Source organism: Streptomyces caeruleatus (assembly GCF_001514235.1).
Classification (GTDB): Bacteria; Actinomycetota; Actinomycetes; order Streptomycetales; family Streptomycetaceae; genus Streptomyces; species Streptomyces caeruleatus.
In genome coordinates this window covers 57767-79778 of record NZ_KQ948945.1, presented here as the reverse complement: position 1 = coordinate 79778, position 22012 = coordinate 57767, and the positions used below count along the sequence as shown (strand labels likewise).

Annotated in this window: 15 protein-coding genes; 12 read left to right on the top strand and 3 right to left on the bottom strand. The window is 71.2% G+C overall.

The annotated features are described in order from the left end of the window. Nucleotides 1-62 precede the first annotated feature (62 nt). The 8 genes from AQJ67_RS40820 (at nucleotide 63) to AQJ67_RS40785 (ending at nucleotide 9068) form a co-directional block, all read left to right on the top strand. Nucleotides 63-833, top strand: a complete 771-nt coding sequence (locus tag AQJ67_RS40820) for a hypothetical protein (RefSeq protein WP_062724683.1) — start codon at nucleotides 63-65, stop codon at nucleotides 831-833. A 92-nt stretch (nucleotides 834-925) separates the two neighbouring features. Then, a complete protein-coding gene (locus tag AQJ67_RS40815) occupies nucleotides 926-1771 on the top strand; it encodes a DegV family protein (protein WP_062724611.1) in 846 nt (281 codons plus the stop codon). A gap of 140 nt (nucleotides 1772-1911) precedes the next feature. Next, the gene (locus AQJ67_RS40810; RefSeq protein WP_107123116.1) at nucleotides 1912-3045 is read left to right on the top strand and encodes a ComEA family DNA-binding protein; all 1134 of its coding nucleotides are present in this window, start codon (nucleotides 1912-1914) and stop codon (nucleotides 3043-3045) included. 140 nt (nucleotides 3046-3185) lie between these two features. Further along, on the top strand, nucleotides 3186-5936 hold the full coding sequence (locus tag AQJ67_RS40805) for a ComEC/Rec2 family competence protein (protein WP_062724681.1): 2751 nt from the start codon (nucleotides 3186-3188) through the stop codon (nucleotides 5934-5936). Nucleotides 5937-5940: 4 nt separating this feature from the next. Then, nucleotides 5941-6771, top strand: a complete 831-nt coding sequence (locus tag AQJ67_RS40800) for an arylamine N-acetyltransferase family protein (RefSeq protein WP_062724607.1) — start codon at nucleotides 5941-5943, stop codon at nucleotides 6769-6771. An 88-nt stretch (nucleotides 6772-6859) separates the two neighbouring features. Next, nucleotides 6860-7105 (top strand): hypothetical protein, encoded by a 246-nt coding sequence (locus tag AQJ67_RS40795; protein WP_062724605.1) that lies wholly within the window; start codon nucleotides 6860-6862, stop codon nucleotides 7103-7105. Nucleotides 7106-7575: 470 nt separating this feature from the next. Continuing rightward, entirely contained in the window at nucleotides 7576-8565 is a 990-nt protein-coding gene (gene holA, locus AQJ67_RS40790; RefSeq protein WP_208615135.1) for a DNA polymerase III subunit delta, read from the top strand. Between the two features lie 104 nt (nucleotides 8566-8669). Beyond that, nucleotides 8670-9068 carry a nuclear transport factor 2 family protein gene (locus AQJ67_RS40785; RefSeq protein WP_062724679.1) on the top strand — a complete coding sequence of 133 codons (399 nt, stop codon included), beginning with the start codon at nucleotides 8670-8672 and terminating at the stop codon, nucleotides 9066-9068. Between the two features lie 270 nt (nucleotides 9069-9338). On the opposite strand, the gene rpsT is transcribed toward AQJ67_RS40785, so the two are convergent. Then, the gene (gene rpsT / locus AQJ67_RS40780) at nucleotides 9339-9605 is read right to left on the bottom strand and encodes a 30S ribosomal protein S20 (protein ID WP_053750780.1); all 267 of its coding nucleotides are present in this window, start codon (nucleotides 9603-9605) and stop codon (nucleotides 9339-9341) included. Between the two features lie 238 nt (nucleotides 9606-9843). Between rpsT and lepA the strand changes: the two genes are divergently transcribed. Next, on the top strand, nucleotides 9844-11712 hold the full coding sequence (gene lepA / locus AQJ67_RS40775) for a translation elongation factor 4 (RefSeq protein ID WP_062724601.1): 1869 nt from the start codon (nucleotides 9844-9846) through the stop codon (nucleotides 11710-11712). 274 nt (nucleotides 11713-11986) lie between these two features. Continuing rightward, nucleotides 11987-13861 carry an AMP-dependent synthetase/ligase gene (locus AQJ67_RS40770; protein WP_062724599.1) on the top strand — a complete coding sequence of 625 codons (1875 nt, stop codon included), beginning with the start codon at nucleotides 11987-11989 and terminating at the stop codon, nucleotides 13859-13861. 116 nt (nucleotides 13862-13977) lie between these two features. Here AQJ67_RS40770 and AQJ67_RS40765 read toward each other — a convergent pair whose 3' ends face one another. After that, nucleotides 13978-14538 (bottom strand): response regulator, encoded by a 561-nt coding sequence (locus tag AQJ67_RS40765; RefSeq protein WP_062724597.1) that lies wholly within the window; start codon nucleotides 14536-14538, stop codon nucleotides 13978-13980. A 12-nt stretch (nucleotides 14539-14550) separates the two neighbouring features. After that, nucleotides 14551-18699, bottom strand: a complete 4149-nt coding sequence (locus AQJ67_RS40760) for a HAMP domain-containing protein (RefSeq protein WP_062724595.1) — start codon at nucleotides 18697-18699, stop codon at nucleotides 14551-14553. Between the two features lie 102 nt (nucleotides 18700-18801). Between AQJ67_RS40760 and AQJ67_RS40755 the strand changes: the two genes are divergently transcribed. After that, nucleotides 18802-20736: an ATP-binding SpoIIE family protein phosphatase gene (locus AQJ67_RS40755; RefSeq protein WP_062724593.1), complete on the top strand. Its 1935-nt coding sequence runs from the start codon at nucleotides 18802-18804 to the stop codon at nucleotides 20734-20736. Between the two features lie 27 nt (nucleotides 20737-20763). Continuing rightward, nucleotides 20764-21996, top strand: coding sequence for a radical SAM family heme chaperone HemW (gene hemW, locus AQJ67_RS40750; RefSeq protein ID WP_062724677.1), 1233 nt, complete (start codon nucleotides 20764-20766; stop codon nucleotides 21994-21996). Nucleotides 21997-22012: the final 16 nt, after the last annotated feature.

The following is a 22012-nucleotide window of genomic DNA, read 5'->3' as shown; positions in this document are numbered from 1 at the left end:
CCGCTGCGTTTACCGTTGAAGAGTGACGCGGTGTGTGCCGCGGCCGGTCGGAGGAGGAGTTCGTGGAAGCAGTGATCGCAGTCGTGGCCCTGCTCTTCGTGCTCTTCGTCGCGCTGGGCGCCTACGCCACGGTCAAGGTGGTCGGCGCCGCCAAGCGCCGCGTCGACGACACCATCAGCCACGCCCGGCGCACGGTCGAGGACCACACCCTGCGGGCCAAGTCCTTCGCCCAGCCCGGGCCGGCAGGCGAGCTCGCCCAGCTGCGGCTGAAGCTGCGCACTTCCATGCGGGCCACTCAGGACGCGCTGCACGCGGGCGTGGCCGAGGACGAGTCCCTCAAGGAGTCCCTCGACCTCTTCCAGCGCCTCAGCGCGCACGGGCACGAACTGGACGCCGAACTGCGGCGCCTGGAGTCCGAGCCGGACCGCGCGACACTCGCCGAGCGGTTGCCCGACCTGCGCGAACGCACCGAGCGCATCGTCCATGCCGCCGACTCGCTGCGCTGGGCCGCCCGCGACCGGGCTCGCCGCTTCGCCGACGACGACCTGGACACGCTCAGCGCCCAGATCGACGTGGAGACCGGTGCCCTGCGGCACTGGCAGACGGAGGAGACCCTGGCGCCGCCCTCGTCGTCCTCGACCTCCTCCACGACACCCCCGCCCCCGTGGCCGGAGGCCCCCGCCGCCCAGGCCGAGCCGACGGCCGAGCAGACCTGGTCGGACACCTCTCGGACGCAGCGGGCCGAGGAGCCCACGCGGCCCGCGATCACCCCGGCCGACCCTCGCCCGACCTACCCCTGGCAGAAGAAGCCCCGCCCCGAGAGCACGACTTGAGCCGGTTGAACGCCAGTTGATCCGGTCAAGGCATTTCCAGGTGAGCGGGGTCGGGCTGCCGCCCGGGCGCTACGGCAGGTAACCTCCAGCTCATGTCCCGCCATGTCGCGATCGTCACCGATTCAACGGCCTACCTGCCGCCGCGGACGATGGAGCGCCACGGCATCACCTCAGTACCCCTGACCGTGGTCGTCGGCGGTCAGGCGCTGGACGAGGGCACCGAGATCTCGACCCGTTCCCTCGCCCAGGCGTTGCAGAAGCGACGCCCCGTCACCACCTCGCGCCCCAGCCCTCAGGTCTTCGCGGAGCACTACCGCGAGGTCGCCGAGGCGGGCGCCACCGGCATCGTCTCGCTGCACCTGTCCGCCGAGCTCTCCGGCACCTACGACGCGGCGGTCCTCGCGGCGCGTGAGGCGCCGGTGCCGGTGCGGGTGGTGGACACCGGGATGGTCGCGATGGCGCTCGGGTTCAGCGCGCTCGCCGCGGCCGAGGCGGCGGAGACGGGCGGCACGGTGGACGAGGCCGTCACGGCCGCCGAGAAGCGGGCCGGAAGCACGGCCGCCTACTTCTACGTCGACACCCTCGACTATCTGCGTCGCGGCGGCCGTATCGGCGCGGCACAGGCCCTGCTGGGCTCGGCGCTCGCCGTGAAGCCGCTGCTGCAACTGGAGGGCGGTCGGATCGGCCCGCTGGAGAAGGTGCGCACGGCTTCCAAGGCCATCGCCCGCCTGGAGGAGATCGCGGCCGACCGGGCGGGCAGCGCGCAGGTCGACATCGCGGTGCACCATCTCGCCGCTCCCGACCGGGCGTCGGCCCTGGCGGACCGCCTGCGGGCGCGGGTCCCGGGGCTCGCCGACCTGCATGTGAGCGAGGTGGGGGCGGTGATCGGGGCGCATACCGGGCCTGGGTTGCTGGGGGTTGTGGTTTCGCCGCGGTGACGGGGGCTCAGGGGACCGGCGACAGGTTCTCTGAGGGGGAGCCACTCGTGTGGGTGGCGGAGTTTTCCACAACTGGGTGGTAATCCCCGGGAATTGAGCAAGATCATCGCGGGTGGGGCGAGGTGTCCGATCCTCGTCGCATGGCACTTCGATCACGCACACGTACCACGACGGCGACCAGCGGCCCGGGCCGAGGCCCCCACTCCGACAGCCGCATCCACCATCGACGACGCATGCCCGTCCGGGGGCGGGCGCGGCAGCACCATGCGTCGGCGGCGGAGTTGCGGCGCAGGGCGGAGGTGATTTTCGCCGAACGGGCCGAGGAGTGGCGGGAGTCGGGGGCGGGGCCGCCGGAGGAAGGGGGCGGTCGGTACGACGACTGGGTCGAGGGGTCCGAGGTGTTGGACGCCGATGCCGATGCCGATGCCGACTCGGACGCCGGGGCCGGGGTCGGGGTCGGGGTCAGGACACGGGGCCGAGTCGAGGGCGCTGCCGGTGACGCGGGTGGCGGGGCGGCGGCCTGGCGGTCGCGGGCCGGGTCGGCTTTGCGGGAGCGGATGCCGGTGTGGTTGCAGGCGAGGTGTGGGCTGGAGCGGCGGAGCTTGGTCGCGCTCACCGTGGTTCTCGTCCTTGCCGCAGGGTTCGCCGTGCAGCACTTCTGGGCCGGGCGGGCGCAGTCCGTGCGGGCGCCCGAGGTGGTGCGGGCGGCAGCCTCCTACGGCGGAGAACAGCAGGGAGGGGAGGCCGGGGCGGGTGCGTCGGTGGGCGGTGCGGCGGGTTCTGCGGGTGCGTCGGGTATGCCGGGGCCTGCGGGCACGGCCGCGCCCGAGATCGTCGTGGACGTCAGCGGCAAGGTGCGCGAACCCGGTATCCACCGCCTGCCCGCGGGCTCGCGGGTCGCCGACGCCCTGCGCGTGGCCGGCGGGGTGCGTCCCGGCACGAACACCGACAGCCTCAACCGGGCCCGCTTCCTGGTGGACGGCGAGCAGGTGATCGTCGGCACCCCGGCCGCCGTGGCCGGGACCGCTGCCGGTGCGGGCGTGGGCGCGGGCACCTCGGGGGCCGCCGGGGCGGCACCCACCGCACCCGTCTCCCTCAACACAGCCACCGTGGACCAGCTCGACACCCTCCCGGGCGTCGGCCCGGTGCTGGCCCAGCACATCATCGACTACCGCACCCAGCACGCCGGTTTCCGCTCGGTGGACGAACTGCGCGAGGTCAATGGCATCGGCGACCGCAGGTTCGCCGATCTACGAAATCTCGTGCGGCCGTGAGGACCGGGATGGCTGTGAGGACCGGGATGGCCGTGAGGACCACGATGGCTGTGAGGACCGAGATGGCCGTGAGGACCACGATGGCCGTGAGGGCCGGGGCGGTCGGTCGGGCCAGGGCGGTCGGTCGGGTCAGGACGGCCATGGGGCACGACGTCCGCGCACCCGGCCGCGCTGCCGTTCACGCCGCGTCCGGGAGCCGGCTGGGTGCCTCCCATCCCCGGCAGGAAGGGCCGACGGACCTCCGACTCGTGCCTCCGGCGCTGGCGGCCTGGGCGACGGCGGCACTGATGCTGGACGCGTCACCGGAGTGGGCGGTCGGGGCGGCGGTGGTGGGCCTGGTCGCGGCAGGCGTACTGCTGCTGGTGCGGCGAGGAGCCGGGGGTGGGACCAGCGATCGTGAGGGCACTGGGGCCATTCCGGCCACTCCGGCTACTCGGGCCACTTGGGCCACTCCGGCCTCCCGGACCACCCGGGTCACTCGGGCCACCCCGGCCGCCCCGACCATCCGGGTCACCCATGGCACTCAGTCGCGAGGTCAACGCCCCGCGCCCCCGCGCACCACCTGGCCGCGCATTTCAGTCGCCGCGGTGCTGCTCTGCGTCGCCGCGGCCGCCGTCTCCGCAGGGTTGCACGGGGCCGATCTGCGACGTGGGCCCGTGCCCAGGCTGGCGCGGGAGTATGCCAGCGTGACCGCGGAGGTCGAGGTCACCTCCGATCCCCGGCTGACCCGGCCCCGGGTCAAGGGCGATCACATGGCGCCGACCTCCGTGCTGATCAACGCGGATGTACGGCGCGTGGAGGAGGCGCACGGCACGGCGGTGGTCACACGGGCGCCGGTGCTCATGATCATCGACGCGGGTTGGGGGTCGGGGATCTCCAGGGCCGTCGACGAGAGGCCGAACGCGCCCGGGAACGCCCAGGCCCCGCCGAGGTCCGCCGACGGTCGGACTTCACCATGGCTGGGGCTGCTGCCCTCCACGCGCTTGCGGGTGACCGCGACGCTCGCGCCCTCGCTGACGGACGGGGATCGGGTCGCGGCGGTGCTACGGGTGCGGGACCCGGGGGTGCCGGAGGTGGTGGGGGAGCCGTCGGCGGCGCAGCGGTTGGCCGGGCGGCTGCGGGCCGGGCTGCGGGAGGCGACCGACGGTCTGCCGGCGGATGCGCGGGCGCTGTTGCCGGGGCTGGTCGTGGGGGACACCTCGCGGATCACCCCGGAGCTGGACGAGGCGTTCAAGGAGACCGACCTCGCGCACACGCTCGCCGTCTCCGGCAGCAACCTCACGATCATCCTCGCCCTGCTCATCGGCCCACCCGGCAGAGCGCAGTTGGCCGAGCGCCGTGGACTCGCGCCCCGCCTCGGTTTCTCCCTGCGGACGACCGCGTTGCTCGGCGGCGGGCTCACCCTCGCCTTCGTCATCGTGTGCCGGCCCGACCCGAGCGTGTTGCGGGCCGCGGCTTGCGGAGCCGTCGTGCTGCTGGCCCTGGCGACGGGACGCCGCAGGTCGCTGATCCCGGCGCTGGCGACGGCTGTGCTGCTGCTGGTGCTGTACGACCCGTGGCTGGCCAGGAGTTACGGCTTTCTGCTGTCCGTCCTGGCCACGGGTGCCCTGCTCACCCTCGCGCCCCGGTGGAGCGCGGCGTTGCGACGGCGCCGGGTGCCACCGCGGTGGGCCGAGGCGCTGGCGGCCGCGGCTGCCGCGCAGGCCCTGTGCGCGCCGGTCGTGGCGGTGTTGTCGGCGCGGGTGAGTCTGGTGGCGGTGCCGTGCAATCTGCTCGCGGAGTTCGCGCTCGCACCGGCCACGGTGCTGGGCTTCGCGGCGCTGGCGGCGGCACCGCTCGCGATGCCGCTGGCCAAGATGTTGGCCTGGGGCGCGGGTTGGCCGGCCGGGTGGATCGCGGACGTCGCCCGGACGGGTGCCGCACTGCCAGGGGCGGGTGTGGACTGGCCCGGCAGCTGGGCCGGGGCGGCGTTGCTCGCCCTCGCCACGGTGGTCGTCCTGCTCGCCGGGCGACGGCTGCTGCGGCACCCCTGGTGGTGCGGTGTCTGCGGGGTGCTGCTCCTGCTGGTGGTGGTGCAGCCGTCACCGCTGACCAGGGTGGTCACGGGCTGGCCGCCACCCGGGTGGCGGTTCGCGATGTGCGACGTGGGGCAGGGCGACGCGACGGTGCTCGCGGCGGGCGAGGGCACGGGCGTGGTCGTGGACGCCGGCCCCGATCCGACGTCGGTCGACCGCTGCCTGCGCGCACTCGGCATCACCCGGATTCCGCTCGTCGTCCTGACCCACTTCCACGCCGACCATGTGGCGGGCCTGCCCGGCGTTCTGCGCGGGCGTGCGGTGGGCGCGATCGAGACGACGGGGCACGAGGAGCCGGTGGATCAGGTGGAGTTCGTGCGCAGGGAGGCGGCGGATCGGCACATCCCCGTGACGCGCGCCGCCGCCGGGGAGGAGCGGCGCACCGGGGCGCTGAGCTGGCAGGTCGTCTGGCCGCCGGCACAGTCGTCGCCCACGGCCATGGCCCCGGACGGTCCGAACGACGCCAGTGTCACCCTGCTCGTGCGGTCGGCCGGGCTGCGGTTCCTGCTGCTGGGGGATCTGGAACCCCCGGCCCAGCGAGCGCTGTTGAGATCACCGGCCGGGGCCCTGTTGGGCGGCGTGGATGTGCTCAAGGTCGCCCATCATGGCTCGGCGTACCAGGATCCGGAGCTGATACGCAGGGCGGCGCCGCGGCTGGCGTTGATCAGTTGCGGTGCGGACAACCCGTATGGGCACCCGGCTCCCAGTACCGTCGCGGCGCTGCGGGCGCAGGGCGCGGTGGTGCTGCGGACGGACGAGGACGGGGCGCTGGCGGTCGCGGGTACGGGCGCTCAGCTGCGGGTGGCGGGAGACTGAGGGCATGGATTCCGTTGAGGTTGATGCCTATCTCCGGCGCCTGGGGGTCGAGCACCCGGCGTGGCCCACTGTGGACGTGCTGCGTGAGCTGCATCTGCGCCATCTGCAGACCGTGCCGTTCGAGAACCTGTCGGTGCACCGGGGCGAGGAGATCGTCCTGGAGGAGAAGCGGCTGCTGGACAAGGTGGTGGGCGCGGGACGGGGTGGGTTCTGCTACGAACTGAACGGCGCGTTCGGGGCGTTGCTCGGCGCGCTGGGCTTCGACGTGACGCTGCTGGCGGCTCGGGTCCACGGGCCGGAGGGGAAGCTGGGGATTCCCTACGACCACATGGCGCTGAAGGTGCGGACGGTGGACGGCGGCACCTGGTTGGCGGACGTCGGCTTCGGGGCGCACAGTCACCATCCGCTGGCGTTCGAGGCGCGGGGCGAGCAGAAGGATCCGGCGGGCGTGTTCCGGATCGTCGAGGCCGGGCCGGACGCGGCCGGGGTGCGCGGAGGGCACGACGCGGCGGACCTGGATGTCGTCATGGACGGCAGACCGGAGTACCGGCTGGAGCGGCGGCCACGGGTGCTCGGCGACTTCGTGGCCGGGGCGTGGTGGCACAGCACCTCACCGGCCTCGCACTTCACGCAGTCGCTGGTGTGTTCGCGGGTGACGGAGGAAGGAGGGCGGATCACGCTCAGCGGTCGCACGTTCAAGGCGACGGCGGCCGACGGGACACGGGAGGAGTGGGAGCTGGGCACGGACGAGGAGGTGCTCGGGGTGTACCGGGAGCGGTTCGGGATCGAGCTGGACCGGGTGCCGACGGTGCGGGAGCCCGGCCGGGCGGGCTGAGCCGGCAGAGGGGCAGGGGCGCCCGGGGCTGGGCGAGTGAGCGACCCCGGTACGCGTCCGGTGCTCGTCGGTGCCCGAGAATTGTCCCGTGAGCGATGTGAGACATGTGCTGGTGCTGCCCGACCGTGATGCGGCGGAGGAGGTCGCGGAGGCGCTGGGGGAGCGGTTCGGGATCGACGAGGAGCCGCGGCTGGTGCGGGACGCGTTGGCGGGGGAGGACGACGCCGAGGACGCGCAGTGGCTGGTGCTGCTGCGGGACGAGGCCGAGCGGCTCGAACCCGCGGCGCTGAACGAGTTCGTCGGGGACTGGGACGGCTGGCGGGAGGAGCCGTAGCCTGGCTGGTGGCTGGCGGGAGGAGCCGTAGCCTGGCTGGTGGCTGGTGGCTGGTGGCTGGTGGCTGGTGGCTGGTGGCTGGTGGCTGGTGGCTGGTGGCTGGTGGCTGGTGGCTGGCGGCCGGTGACCTGAGACGGGGCATCCCACGCCGCACGCGCTGGCCGACTGTGACCCGCGCCCCGGCACCCACTGGGCACCCGGCACCCGCTGGGCACCCGGCACCCGCGCCCCCGGGCCCCGCCAGGAACCCCGGCGACCTGCGCCCCGCGCCCATCCCCCGCCGGGGCACGCCGCACCCGGCGGGGGTCAGCCCCCCACCCTCAGCGCTCACCCCCCCCAGCGCTCCCCCAGCCGTCACCACCCCAGCCCTCACCCCCTCCAACCCCCACCCCCTCCAACCCCCGCCCCCTCCAACCCCCGCCCCCTTCCCTCGGCGTCGGTTGTCAGTGGCCCGTGCCATGCTTGTCGCGATGGCCAGGAAGAGTGCGAACGACGATCCCCTCGCCCCCGTGACCCTCGCCGTGGGTCAGGAGGAGCTGCTGCTCGACCGTGCCGTGCGGGAGGTGGTGGTTGCCGCCCGGGCCGCCGACGCGGACACGGATGTGCGGGAGCTGACCTCGGACCAGTTGCAGCCGGGCACGCTGGCGGAGTTGACCAGCCCCTCGCTGTTCGCGGAGCGCAAGGTCGTGGTCGTGCGGGGTGCGCAGGATCTGTCGGCCGACACGATCAAGGACGTGACGGCGTATCTGGGGGCGCCGGCCGAGGAGATCACCCTCGTGCTGGTGCATGCCGGTGGGGTCAAGGGCAAGAAGCTGCTCGACGCCGCCCGCAAGGCGGGGGCGCGGGAGGTGGCGTGCCCGAAGATGACCAAGCCGGCGGACCGGTTGGCGTTCGTGCGGAGCGAGTTCCGGGCGACCGGGCGGTCCGCGACGCCGGAGGCCTGTCAGGCGTTGGTCGACGCCATCGGGAGCGATCTGCGGGAGCTGGCGTCCGCGGTGAGTCAGCTGGTCGCGGACGTCGAGGGGACCGTCGACGAGGCCGTGGTCGGGCGGTACTACACGGGCCGTGCCGAGGCGTCGAGTTTCACCGTGGCCGACCGGGCGGTCGAGGGACGGGCAGCGGAGGCGTTGGAGGCACTGCGGTGGTCGTTGGCGACAGGCGTGGCGCCCGTCCTGATCACCAGCGCGCTCGCCCAGGGCGTCCGGGCCATCGGGAAGCTCTCCTCCGCGCGCGGTGGCCGCCCCGCCGACCTGGCGCGTGAGCTCGGCATGCCGCCCTGGAAGATCGACCGCGTACGGCAGCAGATGCGCGGGTGGACGCCCGACGGGGTGGCGGTGGCGTTGCGGGCGGTCGCCGAGGCGGACGCCGGGGTGAAGGGCGGCGGGGACGACCCCGGGTACGCGTTGGAGAAGGCGGTCGTGACCATCGCGCGCGCGGCTCGCTCCAGGGGGCGGGGCTAGGGCCTGTCGTTTGGATCCTGATCCAGAAGACACCTCCCAGGACAAGAGGGGACAATCAGGCGTATCGGCCGTAAAGCCTCGGATTGGGAAAGGTGGCGACCGTCATGGCTGAACACCCGCACGCTGCTCTCGTCCGCAAGGGCTACGAAGCCTTTCAGCGCGGGGACATGGACACCCTGCGCGGGATGATGACCGGGGACTGCACGCACCATGTGCCCGGCTCGCACCCGCTGTCGGGGGACTTCAAGGGGATCGACTCGATCCTCGACGGGTACTACGGCCGGCTCTACTCGGAGACGGGCGGGTCGTTCCGGGTCGAGCTGCGTGACATCTTCGTCGACGGCCGTGGGCACGCCGTGTCCGTGCACCGGTTCACCGCTGACCGGGGCTCCAAGCACATCGACGAGAGCGGCGGCATCGTCTTCCGGATCGTCGGCGACAAGATGACCGACCTCGACGAGTGCGTCGCGGACATCGACATGGCCAACGAATTCTGGACGTGACACGGCCGACGAATTCTGGACGTGACACGGACAGCGGTCTCTGGCCGTGACCCGACAACGGTTTCTGGCCGTGCCCCGGACAGGGGCGCGGGCATGCCGAAGGCCCCGGCGCCCGCCCTGGGGAAGGGCGAGGCGCCGGGGCCTTCGGATCGAGATGCTGGATCCGCACCCGCGTGGCGAACGCAGGCCGCGTGCGGATCCGGGGTGCCGGACGGGAGCGGATGAGAGAGGGCCCGCTCGATTCCCTCCGGCGGTCAGATCAGAAAGGTGTCAGCCCTTGAGGGTCGCGACCTTCGAAGCAAGCGCCGACTTCTTGTTGGCGGCCTGGTTCTTGTGGATGACGCCCTTGGAGACGGCCTTGTCGAGCTGACGCGCGGCAGCGCGCTGGTACTCAGTGGCCTTCTCGACGTCACCCGCGGCAGCGGCCTCACGGGCCTTGCGGATCGCGGTCTTCAGGGAGGACTTCACGGCCTTGTTGCGCAGCCGGGCCTTCTCGTTGGTCTTGATCCGCTTGATCTGGGACTTGATGTTCGCCACGAATGAGCCTTTTCAGGTTCAGGCACGGGGCCAGGAGCCTCACGCGGAGACCGGGTCCCGTACCAGGTGATTTCTTGAGGATGTGCCTCGCGCTGAGAGGGCATGAGACACAGCCACCCAGAGTACCAGTGGGTCTGCGGACGGCCCAAAACGGTCCCCGGTCGCCGCCCGTGGGACCATGGAACCTACGTATCGATCCGACCCGAGGCATAAGGCGCCTCAAGAGACAGGACCCTGCGTGCCCGCGACCCCTAACAATGTGCCCGAGCCGAGCCGTACCGACCCGGCTCTGATCCGCAATTTCTGCATCATCGCGCACATCGACCACGGCAAGTCCACGCTCGCCGACCGGATGCTCCAGCTGACCGGTGTGGTCGAGCAGCGGCAGATGCGTGCTCAGTACCTCGACCGGATGGACATCGAGCGCGAGCGCGGCATCACGATCAAGTCCCAGGCGGTGCGGCTGCCGTGGGCTCCCACCCACGAACCCGGCAACACGCACATCCTCAACATGATCGACACGCCGGGGCACGTCGACTTCACCTACGAGGTCTCGCGGTCGCTCGCCGCCTGCGAGGGGACCGTCCTCCTCGTCGACGCCGCCCAGGGCATCGAGGCCCAGACCCTCGCCAACCTCTACCTGGCGATGGAGAACGACCTCACGATCATCCCGGTGCTGAACAAGATCGACCTGCCGGCCGCGCAGCCCGAGAAGTTCGCCGAGGAGCTCGCGAACCTCGTCGGCTGCGACCCGGACGACGTGCTGCGGGTGTCCGCCAAGACCGGTCTCGGTGTCGATGCCCTGCTCGACCGGGTGGTCAAGGAGGTCCCCGCACCGGTCGGCGTCAAGGACGCCCCGGCCCGCGCGATGATCTTCGACTCCGTCTACGACTCCTACCGGGGCGTGGTCACCTACGTCCGTGTCATCGACGGCCAGCTCAACAAGCGCGAGCGCATCAAGATGATGTCGACGGGCGCCACCCACGAGCTGCTGGAGATCGGGACGAACTCGCCCGAGATGCTGGGCGCCGACGGCCTCGGCGTCGGTGAGGTGGGCTACCTCATCACCGGTGTGAAGGACGTGCGCCAGTCCAAGGTCGGTGACACCGTCACCAGCCAGCAGAAGGGCGCGACGGAGGCCCTCGGCGGGTACAAGGACCCGAAGCCGATGGTCTTCTCCGGGCTCTATCCGCTGGACGGCTCCGACTACCCCGAGCTGCGCGAGGCCCTGGACAAGCTCCAGCTCAACGACGCCGCACTGGTCTACGAGCCGGAGACGTCCGCCGCGCTCGGCTTCGGCTTCCGCGTCGGCTTCCTGGGGCTCCTCCACCTCGACGTGATCCGTGAGCGGCTGGAGCGCGAGTTCGGGCTCGACCTGATCGCCACCGCGCCCAACGTGGTCTACCGGGTCGTGATGGAGGACGGCAGCGAGCACACCGTCACCAACCCGAGCGAGTTCCCCGAGGGCAAGATCAACGACGTGTACGAGCCCGTCGTACGCGCGACGATCCTCGCTCCCTCCGAGTTCATCGGGGCGATCATGGAGCTGTGCCAGACCCGGCGCGGCACCCTCCTCGGCATGGACTACCTCTCCGAGGACCGCGTCGAGATCCGCTACACGCTCCCGCTCGCGGAGATCGTCTTCGACTTCTTCGACCAGCTGAAGTCCAAGACCCGTGGCTACGCCTCGCTCGACTACGAGCCCACCGGCGAGCAGACGTCCTCCCTGGTCAAGGTGGACATCCTGCTGCACGGCGACAAGGTGGACGCCTTCTCCGCGATCACGCACAAGGACGCGGCCTACGCCTACGGTGTGCGGCTCGTCGCCAAGCTGCGTGAGCTCATCCCGCGGCAGGCCTTCGAGGTGCCCATCCAGGCCGCCATCGGCTCCCGGGTCATCGCCCGCGAGACCATCCGCGCCATCCGCAAGGACGTCCTCGCCAAGTGCTACGGCGGTGACATCTCCCGTAAGCGCAAGCTGCTGGAGAAGCAGAAGGAAGGCAAGAAGCGGATGAAGATGGTGGGTTCCGTGGAGGTTCCGCAGGAGGCCTTCATCGCGGTGCTCTCCAGCGATGACAGCGCGGGGTCGGGCAAGGGCAAGAAGTAACCGCTGGTAACGGGCGGTGACCCGGCAAACCGGTGCAACAGGGGCTCGTCGTACGCAAGTGCGGCGAGCCCCTGCATGTACCTGGGGTGACTCTCTGGTGGAAGTGACAGGCCTCGGACCCTTACGCGGTGGCCGGTCGACCTTTACTCTGATCCCTGCTCGATAGTTACTCGCGAGTTAAACAACGGCACGCGAGTGAAGACCGCCGTAATGAGCCGGCCGCACCAGCCGGCTGTTGAGCCAGCCGCACAGTCGCGGGCCCCCGGAGGATGTCGTGAGCGACACACAGACACTGATCGAGAACCGTCCGCCGAGCGTGGCGACCCTCTTCCTGGAGCGTGTGGCGGCCACACCGGACGCCGAGGCGTATCGCCATCCAGTGGCACCGGCCTCGGGCGAGGGCCCGGACGAGTGGAAGTCGCTGAGCTGGGCGCAGGCCGCCGAGCGGGTCTACGCCATCGCGGCCGGACTCATCGAGCTGGGCGTCCAGCCCGAGCAGCGCGTCGCCCTCGCCTCCTCGACCCGGATCGAGTGGATACTGGCCGACCTGGGCATCATGTGCGCCGGCGCGGCCACCACCACCGTGTATCCGCAGACCAACGCCGAGGAATCGGCGTTCATCCTCTCCGACTCCGAGAGCCGGGTGCTGATCGCCGAGGACGCGGCCCAGCTGGCCAAGGCGGTGGAGAAGCGCGCCGAGCTGCCGAACCTCACCCATGTCGTCGTGGTCGACCCGGCCGGCGTCGAGACCGCCGACTGGATCCTCACCCTCGACGAGCTGGAGAAGCGCGGCGCGGCCCGGCTGGAGAAGGAGCCCGGGCTGGTCAAGCAGCGGGTCGGCGCGATCACCAAGGACCAGCTGGCCACCCTGATCTACACCTCCGGCACCACCGGCCGCCCCAAGGGCGTGCGGCTGCCGCACGACAACTGGTCGTACATGGCGAAGGCCATCGCCGCGACCGGGCTGGTCGGCCCGGACGACGTGCAGTACCTGTGGCTGCCGCTCGCGCACGTCTTCGGCAAGGTCCTCACCTCCGGACAGATCGAGGTCGGCCACGTCACCGCCGTAGACGGCCGCGTCGACAAGATCATCGAGAATCTGCCGGTCGTACAGCCGACGTACATGGCGGCCGTCCCGCGCATCTTCGAGAAGGTCTACAACGGGGTCGCCGCCAAGGCCCGCGCGGCCGGCGGCGCCAAGTACAAGATCTTCCAGTGGGCCGCCGAGGTCTCCCGCGAGTACGCCAAGGTCACCCAGGACAACTTCCGGCGCACCGGCACGCACTCCGCGCCCTTCGGGCTCGCCGCCAAGCACAAGGTCGCCGACACGCTCGTCTACGCCAAGATCCGCGAGGCCTTCGGCGGCAACCTGCGCGCCTGTGTGTCCGGCAGCGCCGCGCTCTCCCCGGAGATCGGCTACTTCTTCGCCGGCGCCGGCATCCACATCCTGGAGGGCTACGGGCTCACCGAGTCCTCCGCCGCCTCCTTCGTGAACCCGGGCGAGGCCTACCGCACCGGGACGGTCGGCAAGCCGCTGCCCGGCACGGAGGTGCGGATCGCGGACGACGGGGAGATCCTGCTGCGCGGCCCCGGCATCATGGAGGGCTACCACGGGCTGCCCGACAAGACCGCCGAGGTGCTGGAGTCCGACGGCTGGTTCCACACCGGTGACATCGGGGAGCTGTCGCCCGACGGGTACCTGCGCATCACCGACCGCAAGAAGGACCTGATCAAAACCTCGGGCGGCAAGTACATCGCACCGGCCGAGGTCGAGGGGCAGTTCAAGGCGGTGTGCCCGTACGTCTCCAACATCCTGGTGCACGGGGCCGACCGGAACTTCTGCACGGCGCTGATCGCGCTGGACGAGCCCTCGATTCTGACGTGGGCCGAGGAGAACGGGCTCGGCGGGAAGTCGTACGCGGAGGTCGTCGCCGCGCCGGCCACGGTCGAGATGGTCGACGGGTATGTGCGGCAGCTCAACGCCGGGCTGCAGAAGTGGCAGACGATCAAGAAGTTCCGGTTGCTGCCGCGGGATCTCGATGTGGAGCACGGGGAGATCACGCCGAGTCTGAAGTTGAAGCGGCCGGTTGTGGAGCGGGAGTACAAGGGGCTGATCGAGGAGATGTACGCCGGTACGCGGGAGGCGTAGCGCGGTAGGAGAGGGGGGCGGGGGACCGTTGGCGGCTGCGGCTGCGGCTGCGGCTGCGGGTTCGTGGTGGCTGGTCGCGCAGTTCCCCGCGCCCCTGAAGGTGGGGACGCGCGCCCCTAGACGATGAGTCGGCGTATCTCATGGACCCGTGCGCGAAGGTCCGTCATGTCCGGAGGCGTGTCCTGCGAGAGCTGTGTCTCCAGGGCTGCCAACTGAGCGCTCAGCTCCTTGCTGTGGCCGTGTTCCCGGCTCAGTAGGCGTTCCAGCTGGCGATTCTTGCGGTACAGGTCCAGGAACACCGTCACCTTCGCGCGTAACACCCAGGGGTCGAACGGCTTGGTCAGGTAGTCCGCGGCGCCGGTCGCGTAGCCGCGGAAGGCGTAGGCCGGTTCGTCCTCCGCGCCGGTCAGGAAGATGATCGGGACGTCCTTGGTCTGGTCGAGTCGTTTGATGTTGGTGGCGGTCTCGAAGCCGTCCATGCCCGGCATGCGGACATCGAGCAGGACCAGGGCGAAGCGCTGCCGGAGCAGCGCCTTCATCGCCTCCTCGCCGGAACGCGCGCGGACGAGCGGTTCGTTGAGGGACCCCAGGACGGCCTCCAGCGCGATCAGGTTGTCCTCCATGTCGTCGACCAGGAGGATGCCGGCCCGCTCGTCGGTCGTTGCCTCAGCGCTCATGATGAAGTGGCCTCATTCGGTGATGGTGGGCGGGACCTCTTCCCCCTCGGAAGCGTCCGGTCCCGGTCCTACGGTGTTCTTCGGCTCCGCGACCTCGGGGTCCAGGAGGTCGCAGACGACGGTCAGCAGCTGATCCACGTCCACCGGTTTCGGCACGTAGTCGTTGGCGCCCCGCGCGATGGACTTCTCCCGGTCGCCGGGCATGGCCTTCGCGGTCAGCGCGACGATGGGGAGGTCCGTCCAGCGCGGGGTGCGGCGGATGGCGGAGATCGTCTCGTAGCCGTCCATCTCCGGCATCATGATGTCCATCAGGACGAGTTCGACGTCCGGGTTGCGCTCCAGTGTCTCGATGCCCTCGCGTCCGTTCTCCGCGTACAGGACCGGCATGCCGACCCGGCCGAGGACATGGGTGAGCGCGAAGACGTTGCGGATGTCGTCGTCCACTATCAGCACCCGCCGGCCGGGGAGGACCTGGCCCGCCCGGCCCGTCTGCCACGCCTCCAGCTTGGTCGGCGTCGGCCATGACTCGTCCGCGTCGTGCGCGGCCGGGTACGGCTCGGCCGACAACTGCTCCGGCACCGGCAGAGCCCGGTCCTCGGGCGTCGGGCCGGTGGCGGAGTGGCCGGGGCTGACGACCGGGACGTACAGCGTGAACGTGGAACCCTTGCCGGGTTCGCTCTCGGCGACGATACGGCCGCCCAGCAGGCCCGCGATCTCGCGGCTGATGGAGAGGCCGAGGCCGGTGCCGCCGTACTTGCGGTTGGTCGTGCCGTCGGCCTGCTGGAACGCCTCGAAGATCACCGGGAGTTTCTCCGCCGCGATGCCGATGCCGGTGTCGGACACCGAGAACGCGATCACCTCGTCGCCGTCGCGGACGTAGTGGTGGTCGGGGTCCTTGACCCGGTTCACCCGCAGCTCGACCCGGCCCGTCGCGGTGAACTTGATCGCGTTGGACAGGAGGTTGCGCAGGATCTGCTGCAGGCGCTGCTCGTCCGAGTACATCTCGCGCGGCACGTCCTCGCCGACCGACACCTCGAAGGCGAGCCCCCGGTCCAGGGTGAGCGGGCGGAACGTGGCGTGGACGTAGTCCAGCAGCTTGATGAGCGGCAGCTTCTTCGGGCGTACGTCCATCCGGCCGGCCTCGATCTTCGACAGGTCCAGGATGTCGTTGATCAGCTGGAGGAGGTCCGAGCCCGAGCGGTGGATCGTCGTCGCGAACTGGACCTCCTGGTCGGTGAGATGGCCGTCCGGGTTGTCCGACAGCAGCCTCGCCAGGATCAGCAGGGAGTTCAGCGGGGTGCGCAGTTCGTGCGACATGTTCGCCAGGAACTCCGACTTGTACTGGGAGGAGGTCGCCAGCAGCGCCGCCTTCTCCTCCAGCTCGGCGTTGGAGCGCTGCAGTTCCGCCTGCTGCATCTGGAGTTCGTCCGAGCGTTCCTGGAGCTGCATGGCCAGGCGCTGGGACTCGCCGAGCAGGGACTCCGTACGGGAGTTGGCGATGATCGTGTTGATGGCGACGGCGATGGTGTTCACGAACTGGTCGAAGAAGGCGAGGTGGACGTCGGAGAAGCGGGAGAACGAGGCCAGTTCGATGACGCCGAGGAGCTTGTCCTCGAAGAGGATCGGGATGATGACGACGCTGGTGGGGGCCGCCTCGCCGAGCCCGCTGTTGATCTTGATGTAGTCCGGCGGGGCCTCCTCGACCAGGATCCGCTTCTTCTCGCGGGCCGCCTGCCGGACCAGGCCGTGCACCGGGAGGCCGCCGGTCTCGACGGTCGCGCCCTGCGCCGAGCCGTATCCGGCGATGAAGGCCAGTCCCTTCGCGGGGACCGTCGTCCGCAGCGCGGCGCTCTCCTCGTCCGGGTCGGCCAGGAAGAACGCGCCGTACTGGGCGTTCACCAGCGGCGTCAGCTCGCGCAGCAGCAGGTCGGCGACCTCCATCAGATCGCGGTGGCCCTGCATCAGGGCGGCCAGGCGGGCCAGGTTGGACTCCAGCCAGTCCTTGGCGCGGGTCGTCTCGCGCAGGTTGGCCACCATCAGGTTGATGTTGTCCTTCAGCTCGGCGACCTCGCCACGCGTCTCCACGGTGATCGAGCGGGACATGTCGCCCTGGGCCACGGCGGAGGCGACCTCGGCGATGGCGCGGACCTGCGTGGTCAGGTTCGACGCCAGCTCGTTCACGTTGGTCGTCAGGCGTTTCCAGGTGCCGTACACGCCCTCCACCCGCGCCTGACCGCCCAGCTGGCCCTCGGAACCCACCTCGCGGGCCACGCGGGTGACCTCGGAGGAGAAGGAGGAGAGCGTGTCGACCATCGTGTTGATGGCGGTCTTCAGCTCCAGGATCTCGCCGCGCGCGTCCACGTCGATCTTCTTGGAGAGGTCGCCGTTGGCGACGGCCGTGGTGACCTGGGCGATGTTCCGCACCTGTGAGGTGAGGTTGTCGGCCATGTAGTTGACGTTGTCCGTCAGGTCCCGCCAGACGCCGGAGACGCCCAGTACCTGGGCCCGCCCGCCGAGCCGGCCGTCCGTGCCGACCTCGCGGGCCACCCGGGTCACCTCGTCGGCGAACGCGCGCAGCTGCTGCACCATCGTGTTGACGGTGTCCTTCAGCTCCAGGATCTCGCCGCGCGCGTCGACCGTGATCTTCTTCGACAGATCGCCGTTCGCCACGGCCGTCGTCACCTGGGCGATGTTGCGGACCTGCGAAGTCAGGTTCAGCGCCATGAAGTTGACGTTGTCGGTGAGGTCCTTCCATACGCCGCTGACGCCGCGCACCTGGGCCTGCCCGCCGAGGTTGCCTTCGGTGCCGACCTCGCGGGCGACGCGGGTGACCTCGTCGGCGAAGGCGGAGAGCTGGTCGACCATCGTGTTGATCGTCGACTTCAGCTCCAGGATCTCGCCCTTCGCCTCGACCGTGATCTTCTTGCCGAGGTCGCCCTGGGCCACGGCGGTGGAGACGAGGGCGATGTTGCGGACCTGGGAGGTCAGGTTGTCGGCCATGAAGTTGACGTTGTCGGTGAGGTCCTTCCAGACGCCGGACACGCCCCGCACCTGAGCCCGGCCGCCGAGGTTGCCTTCGGTGCCGACCTCGCGGGCGACGCGGGTGACCTCGTCGGCGAAGGCGGAGAGCTGGTCGACCATCGTGTTGATGGTCGACTTGAGTTCGAGGATCTCGCCCTGGGCGTCGACGGTGATCTTCTGGCTCAGGTCGCCGTTCGCCACGGCCGTCGTCACCTGGGCGATGTTGCGGACCTGCGAGGTCAGATTCGACGCCATGAAGTTGACGTTGTCGGTGAGGTCCTTCCAGACGCCGGACACGCCCCGGACCTGGGCCCGTCCACCCAGCTGGCCTTCCGTCCCGACCTCGCGGGCGACCCTCGTCACCTCGTCGGCGAAGGCGGAGAGCTGGTCGACCATCGTGTTGACGGTCAGTTTGAGTTCGAGGAGTTCGCCGGTCGCCTCGACGGTGACCGTACGGGTCAGGTCACCGCGGGCCACCGCCGTGGTCACCAGGGCGATGTCACGGACCTGGGCGGTCAGCCGGGACGCCATCGTGTTGACGGCCTCGGTCACGTCCCGCCAACTTCCGGACAGACCCTGCACCTTGGCCCGGCCGCCGAGCCGGCCCTCGGTGCCGACCTCGCGCGCCACCCGGGTGACCTCGCCGGTGAACAGGGAGAGCTGGTCGACCATCTTGTTCACGGCACGGCCGAGGCGGCGCAGGTCACCGCGTAACTGACGGCTGCCGTCGTGCAGGTCGACGCGCTGGGTGAGGTCGCCGCCGGCCACCGCGTCCAGCACGCGCGTCGCGTTCGCCGCCGGGGCCACCAGGGCGTCGAGCACCTGGTTGACGTCGTTGACGCGGGTCGTCCAGTCGCCCTGACCCGGGCTCGCGGAGAGCCGCTCGTCCAGCCGGCCGTGCCGCACCAACTCCCTTTTGACCCGCTGCACTTCACCGTTGAAGTGGGTGCTGCGGTCCATGATCTGGTTGAAGACAGCCGTCAGCTCGGCCGCCACCCCCTCACCGGTCTCCGGGAGCCTGCGGAAGTCGCCGTCCCGGGCCGCGGTCATCGCGGCGAGCAGCGGGCGCAGTTCCGATGCTCGAATTTGACCGTCTTTCTGTCCGTCTTCGAGCACACGCGTAGCACGGTTCTCACTCATGGCGGCCCACTTCGGTAACTCGGTGCTTATGGGCGTGGCCAGTCTGTCACTCTGTCCGCGTCGACTGAGGCGTATTCGTCCGAACCGTTCGGGGAGCTGTCCATGGGGGCCATTCCGGCGCAACGGGAGACCGTTACCCGTGCCTCTGGTGTGCCTGTGCACGGGGGCGTGGGCGCGGAAACCCGCACCACCCTCCCCGGTAGCGCGCTCTCCCCGGGCTCCGCGCGCACCCTCGTACGCAGCGCCCTCACCGAATGGGCCGCCTCCGGTCTCCCCGGCACCGAACACCTCAGCGACCGGCTCGTCGACGACGCCGTCGTGGTCGTCAGCGAACTCGTCACCAACGCCGTCGTGCACGCCGGTACCGACGTCGAGCTCGCCTGCCGCCTGGAGGACGAGAGCGGTGACCTTCTCGTGGAGGTCCTGGACCACCACCCCTCGCGCGCCCCGCGCGACGGCGAGGTCGAGGCGCCGTACGAGACACCGGAGTACGGCCGCGGCCTGCGGCTGGTGTCCCGGCTCGCCGAGTCCTGGGGCGTCACCTATCGCACCGGCTCCAAGACGGTGTGGGCGCGGCTGCCCGCCGAGGACCCCGTGGCCGCCAGGGACGACATCGAGGCGTACGCGCAGGAGCGTGCGCTGGAGCGCGGGCTGCGCGTCGCCGAGATCCTCGCGCCCGAGCCCCAGCGCGCCGAGCGCGACCGGGACTGGCTCAACCGGGGCGCCCTGTCCTTCCTCGCCGAGGCCTCCGACCTGCTCGCCGGACAGCTCGACGAGAACCTGGTCGCCGCGCTCGCCGGCCAGCTGATCGTGCCGCGGCTCGCGGACTGGTGCGCGGTGTGGCTGGAGGACGAGGTCGCCGGGCGCTGGGGCTACCCCCGGTCGGGCGAGGCCGAGGGCGGCTGGGCGGTCGACGGCACCGCGGGCACCGGGCCCCGGCTGGCCCGCGTCTGGCACGGCTCCGAGAACCTCATCGAGGAGCTGCGCCGAGCCCTGGAGAAGGAGCCGCCGCTGCCGCCCGACACCCACCGCACCGGACCCGCCGTCTACCCCTGGCCCGGCGAGGCGCTGGGGGCGCGCGGGGTGCGCGGCACGGCGCTCGCGTACCGTCTGGTCGCCGGTGGCCGCCCGCTGGGCACGCTGGTCATCGGACGGGCCGGCCTCATGCGCTTCCCCGACGAGGTCACCGGGCTTGTCGAGGATCTCAGCCGCCGGGTGGCCCTCGCCATCGGCGCCGCCCGCCAGTACGCCCGGCAGGCCACCATCAGCCGGGTCCTGCAGCGCGGACTGCTGCCCGGCGCGGTCGCGGAGATCCCCGGGGTGGTCAGCGCCCTCGTGTACGAGCCGTGCGACAAGGGTGGGCCGAGCGGCGACTTCTACGACCTCTTCCCGGCCGGCGACGGCCGCTGGTGCTTCGCCATCGGGGACGTCCAGGGCAAGGGGCCGGAGGCGGCCGTGGTGATCGGCATCGCCCGCCCCTGGCTGCGCCTCCTCGCCCGCGAGGGCTACCGCGTCGCCGACGTCCTCGACCGGCTCAACCAGCTCCTCCTCGACGACGCCACGGAGGCCGCCGACGCGGCCGCCCGCGCCCTCGTCGGCCCGGTCGCCCCCGGCGACGGCCCCCAGACCCGCTTCCTGTCCCTCCTCTACGGCGAGCTCACCCCCTTCGACGGCGGCGTCCGCTGCACCCTCGCCTCCGCCGGACACCCGCTGCCCCTGCTGCTGGGCTCGGGCGGCGAGGTCCACACCGCCGCCCACCCGCAGACCCTCCTCGGGGTCGTCGAGGACGTGACGTACACCTCCGAGACCTTCGAGCTGCGCTCCGGCGACACCCTGCTGTGCGTCACCGACGGGGTGACCGAGCGGCGCAGCGGCTCCCGCCAGTTCGACGACGCCGACGGCCTCGCGACCGCCCTCGCCGGGTGTGCGGGGCTGAACGCCCAGCTGATCGCGGAACGCATCCGCAGGCTGGTGCACGAGTTCAGCGGCCGCCCGCCGGAGGACGATCTGGCGCTGCTGGTGCTCCAGGCCGAGTAACCGGCGCGGTACGGGAGAATGGAGGACATGCCCTCCGCACTCCCCGACGGCGACCCCGTCCCCGCCGACGGCGCGCTCCCCGCGTCCGCGCTCACCGGCTCGGCCGACCGTCCCCTCGGCTTCTACCTGCACGTCCCGTACTGCGCGACCCGCTGCGGCTACTGCGACTTCAACACCTACACCGCGACCGAGCTGCGCGGCACGGGCGGGGTTCTGGCCTCCCGCGACAACTACGCCGAGAGCCTCGTCGACGAGATCCGCCTCGCCCGCAAGGTCCTCGGCGACGACCCGCGCGAGGTCCGCACGGTCTTCGTCGGCGGCGGTACGCCGACGCTGCTGGCCGCCGATGATCTCGTACGGATGCTGCGGGCGATCCGCGACGAGTTCGGATTGGCGCCGGACGCGGAGATCACCACGGAGGCCAACCCGGAGTCCGTCGACCCGGCGTATCTGGCCACGCTCCGCGAGGGCGGCTTCAACCGGATCTCCTTCGGCATGCAGAGCGCCAAACAGCACGTACTGAAGATCCTCGACCGCACCCACACCCCCGGCCGCCCCGAGGCCTGCGTCGCGGAGGCGCGCGCGGCGGGCTTCGAGCATGTGAACCTGGACCTGATCTACGGCACACCGGGGGAGTCGGACGACGACTGGCGGGCCTCGCTGGACGCGGCGATCGGCGCCGGGCCGGACCATGTGTCGGCGTACGCCCTGATCGTCGAGGAGGGCACCCAACTGGCCCGCCGGATCCGCCGCGGCGAGGTCCCGATGACGGACGACGACGTCCACGCGGACCGGTATCTCATCGCCGAGGAGATGTTCGCGGCGGCCGGTTTCGACTGGTACGAGGTCTCCAACTGGGCCACCTCCCAGGCCGCCCGCTGCCTCCACAACGAGCTGTACTGGCGCGGCGCCGACTGGTGGGGCGCGGGGCCGGGAGCCCACTCGCACGTGGGCGGGGTGCGCTGGTGGAACGTGAAGCATCCGGGGGCGTACGCGGGGGCGCTGGCGGCGGGGAAGTCGCCGGGGGCCGGGCGGGAGCTGCTGTCCGAGGAGGACAGGCGGGTCGAGCGGATCCTGCTGGAGCTGCGGCTTCGGGAGGGGGTGCCGCTGGGGTTGCTGCGGGAGGCGGGGCTGGCGGCTTCTCGGCGGGCGCTGGGGGAGGGGCTGCTTCAGGAGGGGGCGTATGCGGAGGGGCGTGCGGTGCTGACGTTGCGGGGGCGGTTGTTGGCGGATGCGGTGGTCAGGGATTTGGTGGACTGATCACTCGGACGTGTGA

Excerpts from the sequence above, each read along its gene's own strand:
- AQJ67_RS40815 (WP_062724611.1), top strand. The coding sequence starts at position 926 with ATGTCCCGCCATGTCGCGATCGTCACCGATTCAACGGCCTACCTGCCG.
- AQJ67_RS40810 (WP_107123116.1), top strand. The coding sequence starts at position 1,912 with ATGGCACTTCGATCACGCACACGTACCACGACGGCGACCAGCGGCCCG.
- AQJ67_RS40805 (WP_062724681.1), top strand. The coding sequence starts at position 3,186 with ATGGGGCACGACGTCCGCGCACCCGGCCGCGCTGCCGTTCACGCCGCG.
- AQJ67_RS40800 (WP_062724607.1), top strand. The coding sequence starts at position 5,941 with ATGGATTCCGTTGAGGTTGATGCCTATCTCCGGCGCCTGGGGGTCGAG.
- holA (WP_208615135.1), top strand. The coding sequence starts at position 7,576 with ATGGCCAGGAAGAGTGCGAACGACGATCCCCTCGCCCCCGTGACCCTC.
- AQJ67_RS40785 (WP_062724679.1), top strand. The coding sequence starts at position 8,670 with ATGGCTGAACACCCGCACGCTGCTCTCGTCCGCAAGGGCTACGAAGCC.
- AQJ67_RS40765 (WP_062724597.1), bottom strand. The coding sequence starts at position 14,538 with ATGAGCGCTGAGGCAACGACCGACGAGCGGGCCGGCATCCTCCTGGTC.
- AQJ67_RS40760 (WP_062724595.1), bottom strand. The coding sequence starts at position 18,699 with ATGAGTGAGAACCGTGCTACGCGTGTGCTCGAAGACGGACAGAAAGAC.
- AQJ67_RS40755 (WP_062724593.1), top strand. The coding sequence starts at position 18,802 with ATGGGGGCCATTCCGGCGCAACGGGAGACCGTTACCCGTGCCTCTGGT.
- hemW (WP_062724677.1), top strand. The coding sequence starts at position 20,764 with ATGCCCTCCGCACTCCCCGACGGCGACCCCGTCCCCGCCGACGGCGCG.